The organism is Kordia sp., assembly GCF_050633145.1.
In the GTDB taxonomy this organism is placed as follows: domain Bacteria; phylum Bacteroidota; class Bacteroidia; order Flavobacteriales; family Flavobacteriaceae; genus Kordia.
Map to the genome: position 1 here is coordinate 1 of NZ_JBOEFY010000028.1, position 14,055 is coordinate 14,055.

14 protein-coding genes are annotated in these 14,055 nt (G+C 32.7%); 9 read left to right on the plus strand and 5 right to left on the minus strand.

The genetic code is table 11. The features are described 5' to 3' along the window. Together ACRBBL_RS15055 and ACRBBL_RS15060 are read left to right on the plus strand one after the other, a co-directional pair. Window positions 1-1,599, plus strand: a 1,599-nt coding sequence (locus tag ACRBBL_RS15055) for a helix-turn-helix domain-containing protein (RefSeq protein ID WP_431369895.1), incomplete at its 5' end; no start/stop codon positions are given. A 104-nt stretch (window positions 1,600-1,703) separates the two neighbouring features. Then, the gene (locus ACRBBL_RS15060) at window positions 1,704-1,970 is read left to right on the plus strand and encodes a hypothetical protein (RefSeq protein ID WP_431369896.1); all 267 of its coding nucleotides are present in this window, start codon (window positions 1,704-1,706) and stop codon (window positions 1,968-1,970) included. Window positions 1,971-2,105: 135 nt separating this feature from the next. Here ACRBBL_RS15060 and ACRBBL_RS15065 read toward each other — a convergent pair whose 3' ends face one another. Further along, a complete protein-coding gene (locus ACRBBL_RS15065; protein ID WP_431369897.1) occupies window positions 2,106-2,276 on the minus strand; it encodes a hypothetical protein in 171 nt (56 codons plus the stop codon). Between the two features lie 159 nt (window positions 2,277-2,435). On the opposite strand from ACRBBL_RS15065, the gene ACRBBL_RS15070 reads away from it, so the two are divergent. After that, window positions 2,436-2,687, plus strand: a complete 252-nt coding sequence (locus ACRBBL_RS15070; RefSeq protein WP_431369898.1) for a hypothetical protein — start codon at window positions 2,436-2,438, stop codon at window positions 2,685-2,687. A gap of 73 nt (window positions 2,688-2,760) precedes the next feature. Here ACRBBL_RS15070 and ACRBBL_RS15075 read toward each other — a convergent pair whose 3' ends face one another. The 4 genes from ACRBBL_RS15075 to ACRBBL_RS15090 all read right to left on the minus strand — a co-directional run bounded on the left by ACRBBL_RS15075 (window position 2,761) and on the right by ACRBBL_RS15090 (window position 7,202). After that, on the minus strand, window positions 2,761-3,012 hold the full coding sequence (locus tag ACRBBL_RS15075) for a hypothetical protein (protein ID WP_431369899.1): 252 nt from the start codon (window positions 3,010-3,012) through the stop codon (window positions 2,761-2,763). A gap of 158 nt (window positions 3,013-3,170) precedes the next feature. Continuing rightward, entirely contained in the window at window positions 3,171-3,335 is a 165-nt protein-coding gene (locus ACRBBL_RS15080; RefSeq protein WP_431369900.1) for a hypothetical protein, read from the minus strand. A gap of 290 nt (window positions 3,336-3,625) precedes the next feature. After that, the gene (locus tag ACRBBL_RS15085; protein ID WP_431369901.1) at window positions 3,626-6,148 is read right to left on the minus strand and encodes a DUF5686 family protein; all 2,523 of its coding nucleotides are present in this window, start codon (window positions 6,146-6,148) and stop codon (window positions 3,626-3,628) included. A 76-nt stretch (window positions 6,149-6,224) separates the two neighbouring features. Continuing rightward, window positions 6,225-7,202 carry a pyruvate dehydrogenase complex E1 component subunit beta gene (locus ACRBBL_RS15090; RefSeq protein ID WP_431369902.1) on the minus strand — a complete coding sequence of 326 codons (978 nt, stop codon included), beginning with the start codon at window positions 7,200-7,202 and terminating at the stop codon, window positions 6,225-6,227. A gap of 432 nt (window positions 7,203-7,634) precedes the next feature. On the opposite strand from ACRBBL_RS15090, the gene ACRBBL_RS15095 reads away from it, so the two are divergent. The 6 genes from ACRBBL_RS15095 (at window position 7,635) to ACRBBL_RS15120 (ending at window position 14,053) form a co-directional block, all read left to right on the plus strand. Next, on the plus strand, window positions 7,635-8,381 hold the full coding sequence (locus ACRBBL_RS15095; RefSeq protein ID WP_431369903.1) for an electron transfer flavoprotein subunit beta/FixA family protein: 747 nt from the start codon (window positions 7,635-7,637) through the stop codon (window positions 8,379-8,381). Between the two features lie 71 nt (window positions 8,382-8,452). After that, the gene (locus ACRBBL_RS15100) at window positions 8,453-9,421 is read left to right on the plus strand and encodes an electron transfer flavoprotein subunit alpha/FixB family protein (protein ID WP_431369904.1); all 969 of its coding nucleotides are present in this window, start codon (window positions 8,453-8,455) and stop codon (window positions 9,419-9,421) included. A gap of 92 nt (window positions 9,422-9,513) precedes the next feature. After that, complete coding sequence (locus ACRBBL_RS15105; protein WP_431369905.1) at window positions 9,514-10,164, plus strand: bifunctional nuclease domain-containing protein; 651 nt, start codon at window positions 9,514-9,516, stop codon at window positions 10,162-10,164. A 13-nt stretch (window positions 10,165-10,177) separates the two neighbouring features. Beyond that, window positions 10,178-12,214, plus strand: coding sequence for a NupC/NupG family nucleoside CNT transporter (locus ACRBBL_RS15110; protein ID WP_431369906.1), 2,037 nt, complete (start codon window positions 10,178-10,180; stop codon window positions 12,212-12,214). Between the two features lie 137 nt (window positions 12,215-12,351). Beyond that, window positions 12,352-13,176, plus strand: coding sequence for a thymidylate synthase (locus ACRBBL_RS15115; RefSeq protein ID WP_431369907.1), 825 nt, complete (start codon window positions 12,352-12,354; stop codon window positions 13,174-13,176). Between the two features lie 37 nt (window positions 13,177-13,213). Continuing rightward, on the plus strand, window positions 13,214-14,053 hold the full coding sequence (locus tag ACRBBL_RS15120) for an energy transducer TonB (RefSeq protein WP_431369908.1): 840 nt from the start codon (window positions 13,214-13,216) through the stop codon (window positions 14,051-14,053). Window positions 14,054-14,055: the final 2 nt, after the last annotated feature.

Consider the following 14,055-nt stretch of genomic DNA (forward strand, 5'->3'; position numbering starts at 1 on the left):
CGTTCTTCAGATATAAAAGAAACTAAAAAAATAGCAGCAGCATACTATAAAAAGGCTATTGCAGAGCAAAATGAGAAGGAAATAACACTTGGAGCATTTTTTAATGCTATTGTATATGATGCGATGAGTCAACAAGATAGCGCACACCATTTTATAGACACTTATATTTCAAAATCCGCTAAAATCAATGATTCTGCAAGTTATGCAAGCGGAATGTATAAGAAAGGTGTTATTTTTTATAATTCAAGAAAATTTCATCAAGCCATAGCTTGTTATACAAAAGCATATGAACTTATTAAAAACACTGATAAAAAATATAAATTAGTTGCTATTTCAAACGCTGTCGGATTAGTTAAAAATCAAATTGGACAACGAAAACAAGCGCTCGATCATTTTAAAGAAAATCATGCTTTTTTTGAACAAAATAATAATGCAAAAATCAAGCACAAACTTAATTATCTAAATACGCTTAACAATCTTGGCAGTGCGTATACACATCTATCAGAAGACTATCCCAAGTTTAAAGAAGCATATTTAGATTCTGCCACTTTTTATAATGAAAGAGGCTTAAAGGGAAGTACGAAAGAAAATGATTTAGAAATTAATACTTCTTTTTTAACAAGAAAAGGCATTATTCTTCAAAAGCAAGGAAATTACCATGAGGCTTATCAATATTTAACGATGGCCAAAAAGCAACTTAAGAAGTCTTCTTCCCTTAACCAATTGCCAATACTTCAAATATATACAGGGAAAAATTTTTATTTAACCAAAAAGTATGACAGAGCCATTGAATACTTACTTAAAGCAGATTCACTTGCTGAAAAAGAAAAAATATCAACTCCTTTTTTTGAAGAAACTTACATTTTACTAGCAAAATGCTATGAGGAAAAAAATGATCCGAAGAATGCTATAAAATATTATAATCGTCTTAGAGAAAAGAACATTAAAAACGATCAAACGGCTCGTGAAATTTTAGAAATATTATCCAAACAATACGACATTCCTTCTTTAAAAGATAAAATTAATCAACTTAAAAACCAATCAACAAAGCAGAAGCAATTATCAAAGACCTTACTTTTTATAAGTATAGGCTTAATTGCGTTATTGATTTTAAGCATTTTCTTGTATAGAAGACGCATCCAAAAAAACAAAAAGAGTTTCGATACTATTTTAGAAGAATTAAAAAAAGAAGAAAACACAGTTGAAGAAAAGCGTACTGCAAAACCTACTACTATTAATGACGAAACTGTTGAGAAAATTTTACTTGGTTTACAGAAGTTTGAAGAGAAAAAACTGTTTCTACATAAAAATTGCAATATTAATTTTGTTGCTAAGAAAACACACACAAACAAAACGTATTTATCCAAAACACTACAAGTTCATAAGAAGAAAAAGTTTGTACAATATATTACAGATCTAAGAATTGATTATGCCTTGGTACAATTAAAAAATGATTCTAAATTTAGAGCATACGATATTAAATCAATTGCAGAAGAGTTAGGATTCAATACTTCCGAATCTTTCGCTAAAGCTTTTAAAAAACGCACAGGCATTTACCCTTCTTTTTATATCAAAAACTTAAATAAATTAAATAGTTAACAACTTAGTTTACAAGTCGTATTTGCGCAATTACGACTTATAATATTTTGTGTCGCTTAATATTTAAAGCTAGTTTTAAAGTATATAAACTGTAAATATATTATATGAAAAAGCATAAAAAATTAAACCTTAAAAAACTAAGTATTGTCAAACTTACAGACACCGTACATCTTATAGGAGGCATTATAACAACAAATGTTAGTTGTGAATTTCTTAATACAGAAGGAACTCCATGTATAACTATTGGTTTGTATTCATGTGATAATGGAGTATGTAATAATCAAACTTACGAATTTGAGACTTGTCAAAATCAAGGTACTATAGAAACACGTACTGGTGATTCATTAATAAGATTCACTGATAATACGTAAAACAAAATCTCTATTAGTTAAGTTAGAATGAATAAATTCTACTCTTGTACACATATTACTAATTCTAATCTATTTTTCAAATTTGAAAAAAAGGTCGAAAAGAATTCCGACCTTAGTTAAGCTTTAATTTATTTTTTAACAAACTGGAAACATTGTACACCTTCCAAAACAATTCATTGTCATATTCCACGGGCATTCATCTCCCCAAGAATCTCCTGGATATGAAACCCAACCTCCGTTTACTTCTTTTTGTTCAGACTTGTCAAGTGTTTTTACACCTTTGATGTTCGAAATACTTTTTAACATAATGATTAAATTTTAGAATTAATAATGATTCAAATGAAGAAAAAAGCACTAATAAAAACAATGAAAGTAAGTCGTGATTGCGCAAAGACGATATAGAAACCTATGTATCACGCACTATTTAAAATTAATTTTTAATCACATAAATTATACATATCACTCATGAAAAAATATAAAAAATTAGATCTTAAAAAGTTTAAAGTTGCAAAATTGGCACATACACTTAGCATTAAAGGTGGTGTTATTACAAATGATAACGCTTGTGGAGTAGTTACTACTGAAATCAATGATGTAACTATAGGTCCTAATTCGTGTGCCAATACTGAATGTTATAATCGAACTGACGAATTTAACACTTGCACACCAACTAATACTGTAGAAACACGTACAGGCGATTCACTACAAAATAATTAGTAATATAAAATAAAGAGACTGAATCTAAATAGCAGTCATTAGATTCAGTCTCTTTTACTTTTTTATTGAGTTACTACTGACAAAACACACAAGTTTCTCCACAAGTGTTTTTTTGAGACGCTCCACATTGCCCTAATATATCTGTTGGACAAATGTTACTTGCACCTCCACATTCTACATCACAAGATTGTGAACCTGTATCACAATTTGTATCATTAGTTCCTGGGCAGAAATATGAAAACCAACCACCTGTTACTTCATTTCTACTTAAGTTAGAAACCATCTTCTTGTTTAACGACAATGCATTTACTTTTCTTTTCTTCATAATGTTTAAATTTCAAATTAATAATGATCCAAATGTATCAGTCAAATCATGCTTTTCCAACAATGAAAAGTCGTGATTGCGCAAAAACGACTTCTGTTTCAATAAAAAAACCATTTCAATGAGTTTTGAAATGGCTTCTTAAAATATGCAGGATTTTTTTACCCCCAACATTCAACATAACATACAGTTTGTATATCAAATCCGCTTACACATCCTCCTCCACATGAAGGAGCTTCATTTGTTTGTGCTAGAGGACGACCTCCTTTAAGGTTAGAAATCGGTTTCTTGTTAAGCTTTAAACTTTTAAGGTTTCTTTTCTTCATAATGTTTAAATTTTAAAATTAATAATGATCCAAATGTATCAGTCAAATCATGCTTTTCCAACAGTAAAAAGTCGTGATTGCGCAAAAACGACTTCAATCTAACCAAAAGAACACAACTCAAAACACTTAGTTTTCAATCAATTAAACCTCTATTCTTCTTTCCTAGTTTAAAATAGATCATTTGTAGTTTTCAGTCTCTTTAGTATGAAACGTTTCATACTAAAAACCAAAAAACGGTCATAATTTTACAATTATGACCGTTTAAATATTTTATAAATGTATTGTAGTATCTAAAAATGGAATCCGAATGCGCCTGTGACTCCAAATTGTCGCGCGTCTATATTATTTTTGTAGTTTCCTCTAAAGTTAAAATCAATTCTAAAGACTTTAAAAATATTTCCTATACCAAGTGAATATTCCCAATAGATTTCTTTATTAGGCGCAATTCCATTTGGTGTAATACTACTAAATGGCAGGCTTTGAAATGCGGGTACATTTAAAGCTACATTTTCATTAGAGATTTCTCCCCAAACACCACGAATTCCAACAATTTCTCTTAAATTAAGTTTACGTAATAATGGAATTCTTGAAAAGATCCGTCCGTTAAAATTATGTTCAATATGAAGTGATGCATACGTATCAGTAACAAACTCATAATAGTTTAATTGCGAGAATGCATTATAAATAGAAAAATACGCTTGATTTCCTGGTACTACACTCAATAAACTAAGAGGAACATCGCCATAAGTTTTTCCTGCTTCTAAGGTTGCAAATGTGCGTCCAAAACCACCTAACTGAAATGGTTGTCTGTAGAATAACTGAACTCTTGAATAATTGAAATCACTACTCAATAATCCTTCTACACCTCTACTGTATTTTAAGAAAATTCGAGGGAAATCATCATTTACAATTTTACGTTCTACACCATGGCGAATCGTTTTTCTACCTGGTGTAATATCAATTGCAAAATTTATTTCCGACTGTCGTAATTCATCTGCAATTCCTGTTGGAGATTCTGGATCAATATATGATAAACTAAATGTATTTGGAGAAGCAGATCTTGTTGTTTTATATGAACTTCCTAAACTTAAGGTTACATTTTTCCAAGGCTCCATTTGCAAGCCAAATGTGGTTAAGTTTATGTTTGTTAATCGATCACTATTTCCATTAGCAAATAATGCCGATGAAGCAAAACTTCTCCCTAAAACGTCATCATTGGTTGTTAAGCTTACACCTGTTTGTTCAACATCCCTACGGTTTCCTGCAGAGATAATTAATCTATTTTTGGGATTGAGTAACCACTTTCCAGAGATTCCATATTTGAACTTGTTGTCTTTAAAACCATATGCTCCATAACCTTCAACACGCCATTTATCGTTTGGTCCAAAATACGTTCTTCCACCTGCACGAAGTCTAATACCTTCTACATCATTAAATCCGAACGTAGAAAAAATTGGTCCGTAGTCAATATTGTATTTATCAAATTCTACATAACCAGAAGCCAAGATAGACGCTAAACTATACAAACGTTTAAACTTTGGAACCGTTTTAAGTGTATCCAACATTTTATAGACACCTTTCTCGTCCTTGTTCAGCTTTTCCATTCGGTTTGCATCCCAAAATTCATCGTCGCGTTCATAAATTTCTTCATTAAACGGATTGATCTCTTTGCTATAAAAATCAGAAGGTTTCTCTTCGTCAAATACATAATTATCATAAAGTGTTGTTCGTTTTCCGTAAACACCTTTCGATTTTTCTTTTTTGTTTAGAGCAAAATCAGATAACATATAATCACGTTTCAGCAAGAAAACTGAATCATTTAACACGTCAAACTCTTGTTCTATATAAATTTCTTTTACCCAGTTAATATTGGCGCTTTTACTAGCTTGAAGGTTTATTTTTTTAATAGCAAATGTAGAATCGTTCACCCAAAAATCACCTTTAAAAGTCAGTTCGTTTTTTCGCCTTGGGTAGTAAATAATATTATAACAAAGTTTGTTATCAATATAAGCTGTATCTGCTAAAACATAGTTGTATGTATTAATTCCTGTACGCGATAATGGACTTGTAAAACTCTTATCAAAGAACTTTAAATAGTTATCATAAATATCATACTCAGCATATAAATCTTTGATAAAAGAAGTAATGGTTTCGTTGCTACTAAAACCAGAATTTCTATTTCCTATTAAATCTTCTTTTTGCTTATTTCTGACGTTATCTCCGTATACTTTTGAAACTGCTTCATTGATAAAAATTGGCAAATACGTCTTTCCTGTAATTCTTGAAGTATCAATTTCTTTGAAGATGAATTCCATACCTCTAAATAGCCTACTTTTCATCATAGCGCTATCAATTGTATTTAAATCAAACTCTACTTTTTCGTACTTATCGTACGCATATTGTTTGAATTGTCGAACACCATTGAACCGCTTTCGTTTCCAAATTTTACGAAGAATATCGATTGCAGGATTGTTCTTTTTGGGTTGCTTCCCTGAAACAATTACAACAGCTTTCAACTTCTCACCTTCTTCTAAGGTGATTTCCATTTTATAATTGACCTTTTTGGTCAGATTCACTTCTTTTGTGGCATATCCTACAAAAGAAAAGACGACTACTTTATAAGTTTTGTCTGACTCTAAATAAAATCGACCGTCTTCATTACTTATAGTTCCTTCAATGGAATTTTTAAATACCACATTGGCGAAAGGTACTGGCTCGCCTGATGAATCTTTAATTACTCCGCTTACTTTAGTTTGGGCAAAACCTGTGTAACAGAATAAAATGGCTAAAAAACAATATACTGTAGTCTTCAAATTTTTATCTTTTTAAAAACAAAAACTTCATCAACAAACATGCCGATGAAGTTTTTATGATGTTAAATGTACAAATTTACTTGTACATAACTTTCTTTACAGCGTTGATAACATCATTTTTATTTGGCAACCATTCTTCCAATAATACTGGAGAATATGGCGCTGGTGTATCTGCTGTATTTATTTTTTGAATTGGTGCATCTAAGTAGTCAAACGCTTGCGCTTGTACTTGGTATACAATTTCTGTAGAAACATTTCCAAACGGCCATGCTTCTTCTAAGATTACCAATCTATTTGTTTTCTTTACTGAATTTATAATGGCGTCGTGATCCATTGGACGAATCGTACGTAAATCAATAACTTCACAAGAAATTCCTACTTTTGCTAATTCGTCTGCTGCTTTGTAAGCTTCTTTGATAATTTTCCCAAAAGAAACAACTGTTACATCTGTTCCTTCTCTCTTAATATCTGCAACACCTAATGGAATGGTATATTCTCCTTCTGGTACTTCACCTTTATCTCCATACATTTGCTCAGACTCCATAAAAATTACTGGATCGTCATCTCTAATTGCAGTTTTTAATAATCCTTTTGCATCGTATACATTTGAAGGAACAACAACTTTTAGACCTGGGCAATTTGCAAACCAGCTTTCAAATGCTTGTGAATGCGTTGCTGCTAATTGTCCAGCAGAAGCTGTAGGCCCACGAAATACAATTGGAATATTTAATTGTCCTCCAGACATTTGACGCATTTTCGCAGCATTATTTATGATTTGATCTATTCCTACCAATGCAAAGTTAAAGGTCATGAATTCAATAATTGGTCTGTTTCCTCCCATAGCAGAACCCACACCAATACCAGCAAAACCTAGCTCTGCAATTGGAGTATCGATAACTCTATCAGCTCCAAACTCATCAAGCATACCTTTTGAAGCTTTGTATGCTCCATTATATTCGGCAACTTCTTCTCCCATTAAGTAAATGCTTTCGTCTGTTCGCATTTCCTCGCTCATAGCTTCAGCTACCGCTTCTCTAAACTGTATTGTTTTCATACAATTATTATTATTTTAAAAAAGTGAAAAACAAAAATAACAATTAATTCTAAAAATGAGGTTTACAGTATCAAACATTTCATAAAGACGTCCTTTTTTATGATTTCTTTAGCAAAACCATGAACTCTTTGAAAATCTTCTATGTTTTCAACACGAAAAAAGTTATTGCTTTTCAACTTTTATTTATGGATAAAATTGAATCAAAATTATGTCTGAAAGAAATTTCAATCAAATTAAAAAAAGACATTAGCACTGTTTATTATAAAAATGTGAATAATTATACTTCAAAACGCTTTTAGATTATGAATAATTCAAGAAAATAATCAAAAAATAAAAAATAATTAAATTTTACTATGCATGCATAGTACTTTTATAGAAATTATATGTATCTTCGTAAAAAATTTAAAAAAACACTAAAAATATATAATACCGATGAAGATATTAGTATGTATTAGTCATGTTCCTGACACTACTTCAAAGATCAATTTTACTGAAGGAGATACTAAGTTTGATACCACTGGTGTACAATTTGTAATTAACCCAAATGATGAGTTTGGATTAACACGTGCTATGTGGTTCAAAGAAAAGCAAGGCGCATCTGTAGATGTAGTAAATGTAGGAGGCGCAGAAACTGAACCAACATTACGTAAAGCATTAGCTATTGGAGCTGATAAAGCAATCCGTGTGAACGCAGAAGCAACAGACGGATTTTTTGTTGCTAAACAATTGGCTGCTGTTGTAGAAAGTGGTGGATACGATTTAGTGATTGCAGGAAGAGAATCTATTGATTATAATGGAGGAATGGTTCCTGGAATGTTAGCAGAATTAACAAGCGCTAATTTTATTAATAATTGTATCGGTCTAGAAATTGAAGGAACTGCTGCAACCGCTATGCGAGAAATTGATGGTGGAAAAGAAACTTCAAAAACAGTACTTCCATTAGTGATTGCTGGACAAAAAGGTTTGGTAGAAGAAAGTGATCTTCGTATTCCAAACATGAGAGGAATTATGATGGCGCGTAAAAAACCGCTAAATGTAATTGACGCTGTAGATGCAGCTAAAGAAACTTCGGCTGTAAAATTTGAAAAACCTGCACCAAAAGGAGCTGTTAAGTTAGTAGATGCAGGAAATATTGATGAACTAGTTAACTTATTGCACAACGAAGCAAAAGTAATTTAATCATCTATTAATATTTCAATTATTTAATTCAGATCCTGAATCAAATTCAGGAAAAATTTTAAAGAAAAATTATGTCAGTTTTAGTATATACAGAATCAGATCAAGGAAAATTTAAAAAAACAGCTTTTGAAGTTGCTTCGTATGCAAAAGAAGTTGCAAATCAATTAGGAACAACAGTAACAGCTGTTGCTATTAACGCAGATGATACTGCCGAGTTAGGAAACTATGGAGTTGATAAGGTATTAAATGTATCTGCAGATTCTCTAAAAGATTTCAACGCAAAAGCGTATGCATCTACACTACATCAAGCAGCAACTAACGAAGAAGCTAAAGTTATTATTGTAAGCTCAAGCGCAGATAGCAAAACATTAGCGCCAATTTTGGCTGTAAACTTACAGGCAGGTTATGCTTCTAATGTTGTAACTGCTCCAACAAGCACAAGTCCTTTTACAGTAAAAAGAACAGCTTTTACAAACAAAGCATTCAATATGACAGAAATCAACTCAGACGTAAAAGTTGTGGGTGTTTCTAATAATGCATTCGGATTGGTTGAAAATTCTGGTGCCGCTGCTGCAGAAGCTTTTGCTCCAAATTTAGACGATTCATTATTTGGTGTAAAAGTAGATTCAGTTGATAAAGTAACTGGAAAAGTAACAATCGCCGATGCAGATGTAGTAGTTTCTGCTGGTAGAGGATTAAAAGGTCCAGAAAACTGGGGAATGGTAGAAGAGTTAGCAGATGTTTTAGGCGCTGCAACTGCATGTTCTAAACCAGTTTCTGACTTAGGGTGGAGACCACATGCAGAACACGTTGGACAAACAGGAAAGCCAGTAGCATCTAACTTATATATTGCTATCGGAATCTCTGGAGCTATTCAGCATTTAGCTGGAATCAACGCTTCTAAAGTAAAAGTTGTTATCAATACAGATCCAGAAGCTCCTTTCTTCAAAGCAGCAGATTACGGTGTTGTAGGAGACGCTTTTGAAGTAGTTCCACAGCTAATCGAAAAATTGAAAGAATTTAAAGCAAATAACGCATAATTTTTGCTAAATTGTGCCCAACTAAGGGCTGTCTAAAATCGGTAAACCCTTTTTAGACAGCCTTTTTTTATGTGAATGCATTTCAGAAACAAATGAGTTTAGTAAAACTAAATATAAAGGGGATTTCATACAGCCAAACACAAAACGGAGCCTACGCGTTGATTTTGAATGAAGTTGATGGAGACCGTAAATTACCAATAGTAATTGGCGCTTTTGAAGCACAATCAATTGCCATTGCACTCGAAAAAGAGATCAAACCACCAAGACCATTAACGCACGATCTTTTCAAAAATTTCGCCGATCGGTTTGATGTGGTTGTAAAACAAGTCATTATCCACAAACTTGTGGATGGCGTATTTTACTCAAGTATTATCTGCGAACGCGATAAAATAGAAGAAATTATTGATGCACGTACTTCCGATGCCATAGCTTTAGCACTTCGTTTTGACGCACCTATTTTTACGTATAAAACGATTCTAGACAAAGCAGGTATTTTCTTGAAATTGACTTCAAAAGAAGAGGAAGAAGAAACCGAAAAAGAAAGTATTGTAGTAGACGAATTGTTTACAGATGATACTGACGAAGATATGGACATGGTCGAAAGTCCTGCTGATAATACGTTAACATCGCTGTCGCTTCAAGAACTATACAATATGCTAGATGGTGCTGTGGCGGATGAAGATTACGAAAAAGCAGCCAGACTTCGAGATGAAATCTCTAACAGAGAGGAAGACAAAAAATAAAACACCTATTAAAATGCAGAAATTTGTAGCAAGTATTATCGCAGTATTTTGTGTGCTTTTTAGTTTAAGCGCTCAAGAGACTGGAATTGATGGACAATGGAATTTTAGCAGCATCCAAAATGCGCAAAGCAACAGTATTATTCCCATCACAAATGCTGACAAACTTACGTTACATGCAGGAGAGTTTCAATATCAACTTGCAGCAAAAAATAACTTAAACGCCAGCGGAGATTATATTCATCAAAACAATTTATTGGTTTTTTATTACAATCAGCCAACAGACACGATTCGTAAATACAAAATTACTTCGCTTACCGATTCTACATTAGTTTTTAAAGAAAAAGGTATTTCATATCATTTTACAAAAGAAACAGTCGAAAAAACTACAGGTGCTAATTGGCAACTTTCTAGCAATACAATTTATGAAGACCTTGCAAAGTTTCCTGACAGCATCAAGCAAGTAGTAGAATTTACCAAAGGAAAAGACTTTCTATCTTTAAATGATAATGGATCGTATGAGAATATCTTTGATGGTAATTACAACAAAGGATATTGGTTACGAAACAATAATTTAATTGTATTTAAACAAAAAGCTCCTCAAAATATTGATGTTTACTTTGAGGTTATTGAAGAAACACCTCAAGTACTCACACTAAAAAAAGGCGGAAATCAAATCTATAAATTCATCAACTCAACGCATCCAGACTACGTTTCGCTAGACAAAGTAAAAAGTGAAATTAAAGCCAGTCAAGGATTTTCATTTTCAAGTATTTGGCGTGGAATTTTAGGAATGCTTTCACTTATTTTAATTTCATTTTTATTTAGTAACAATAGAAAAGCCATCAATTGGAAAACCGTTGGTATTGGATTGGCGGTTCAATTATTAATTGCCATTGCGGTACTAAAAGTTGGTTTTGTACAAACCGTTTTTGAAAGTGTTGGACAAGTATTCATCAACATTCTCGACTATACAAGAGCTGGAAGTGAATTTCTATTCAGCGGTGTGATGGACGTAAGTTCGTACGGATTCATCTTTGCGTTTCAAGTATTGCCAACCATCATATTTTTCTCTGCTTTATCTTCTGTATTATTCTACTTAGGAATCATTCAAAAGATTGTAAAAGGAATGGCAATGGTGTTGACTAAAATCTTAGGAATTTCTGGTGCAGAAAGTTTATCCGTTGCCGGAAATATCTTTTTAGGACAAACAGAAGCTCCATTATTAATAAAAGCCTATTTAGAAAAAATGACGCGTTCGGAAATTTTACTCGTCATGGTTGGTGGAATGGCAACTGTTGCCGGTGCCGTATTAGCTGCGTATATTGGCTTTTTAGGTGGTGATGATCCTGTAGAACGACTTTTCTATGCAAAACACTTGTTGGCAGCTTCTGTAATGGCAGCACCAGGCGCGATTGTAATTTCTAAAATACTATATCCGCAAACAGAAAAAATTAACAATGACGTTGAAGTATCACAAGAAAAGATTGGTTCTAATATTTTAGATGCTATTTCTAACGGAACGACAGAAGGTTTAAAACTAGCTGTAAATGTTGGTGCCATGTTATTGGTATTTGTAGCGTTTATCGCTATGATTAATGGAATCTTTGGATGGATTGGCGATGTAACTTCATTGAATAGTTGGATGGCTGAACATACATCATACACACGATTTTCATTAGAAGCCATACTAGGAACTATATTTTCACCATTAATGTGGTTGATTGGTGTTGCTACGGAAGATATGATGCAAATGGGACAACTATTAGGTGTAAAACTAGCCGCAAGTGAATTTATAGGATACATTCAGTTATCTGGCATGATAAACCCTGAAAATGCAGGACACTTAGTATATAACAAATCTATTATTATGGCAACCTATATGTTATGTGGTTTTGCTAACTTTGCTTCTATTGGAATTCAAATTGGTGGAATTGGTTCGCTCGCTCCAGGGCAACGGAAAACATTGTCCGAATTTGGAATGAAAGCTTTAATTGGAGGAACAATTGCTTCACTAATTTCCGCAACAATAGCAGGAATGATTATTGGCTAAGTATAGTTAATAACCTATTGATAAAATACAAACGCTTTGGTGTAGAATCAAAGCGTTTTTTTTATTTTTACAATCCAAACTCGTTTACACGAGTTCACTACAAATTTGTATAGCATCACTATAAAACAGAAATCATCATGAGACAATATTTAGATCTTGTAAAGCACGTATTAGCAGAAGGAAATGAAAAAGGAGATCGTACAGGAACTGGAACAAAAAGTGTGTTTGGCTATCAAATGCGTTTCGACCTCAGCGAAGGTTTTCCTATGGTGACTACGAAGAAACTGCACTTAAAGTCAATCATTCATGAATTGTTATGGTTTATAAAAGGTGATACAAACATCAAATATCTTCAAGATAATGGCGTACGTATTTGGAATGAATGGGCAGATGAAAATGGCGATTTAGGTCCTGTATACGGGCATCAATGGCGTAATTGGAATAGTGAAAGTATCGATCAACTCTCAGAAGTGATTGAAACTTTAAAAAACAATCCAAATAGCAGACGTATGATGGTTTCTGCATGGAATCCAAGTGTGCTACCAAATACCAAAATTTCATTCAGTGAAAACGTAGCAAATGGAAAAGCAGCTTTGCCTCCATGTCATGCTTTTTTTCAATTTTATGTAGCTGACGGGAAATTATCATGTCAATTATACCAACGAAGTGCCGATGTATTTTTAGGTGTTCCTTTTAATATTGCTTCGTATGCGTTATTAACGATGATGATGGCAAAAGTTTGCGGATACGAATACGGAGACTTTATACATACGTTTGGTGATGCGCATATTTACAGCAATCATTTTGAGCAAGTAGAATTACAATTGACGCGTGAACCGCATCCGCTTCCGACCATGAAAATAAATCCAGAAATTAAGAGTATTTTCGACTTTACTTTTGAAGATTTCGAATTGGTGAATTATAAGCATCATCCGCGTATTAAAGGTGCCGTTGCGATTTAATTTTCATTCTCAAATTATACGAAAATCCATAAACAATATGAAAAAAGTTTTTTTCACAGCATTAGTATGTGTGACAACATTTATTTGTAAAGCCCAAGATGGCGAACTCATTTATACTCAACAATCAATGGCAACTCCAGATTCTGAGTATGCTGAAGGTTGCGAAGATGCCGAAAGTCGTTATAAATGTTCGAATGAAAAGCTACTAAATGCTGCTTTTGAAGCGTTATCAACTTCCGATATAGAAAAGGTAATGCAGCATACCAAACAAGATATTATCTTCATGGATACTAAATTATTTTTTCGAGATAGAAATCTGGACACAGAAAAATCTTTTTTAAAATTTCACGAAACAGAATTGAAGTTTTTTGAGATAGATTTGAGTTTTTCGTTGGAAGACTTACCTTTTAAACCAAGTCCAAAATTAACTCGTAATAAATCTATTTTCAATGACTATTTATATTTAAAGATTGACAGAGATAACAAAAAATTAATTCCCTTACCAAATTACGAACCTAAAAGAATTCCTTTTAGTGGTCCAGAAAAATATATTGTATATCCAGGGTGTGAATCTAAAACTACCAATAAAGACTTAAAAAAATGTATGTCAACCAACATCAGTAAGCATGTTGGCGAAAACTTTAACGCTGAACTTGCGACTACACTAAACTTACGTGGAGTTCAAAAAATTTATGTGGTATTTACTATTAGCAAAGATGGAAATGTTACCAAAACAAGAGTTAGAGCTCCACATCAAAAACTCACTGAAGAAGCAAAAAGAGTAATAAAATTACTTCCTAACATGAAACCTGGAGAAATAGAAAATACTCCGATAGATATAAATTACACGCTTCCTATTGTTTTTAAAGTTCGATAACT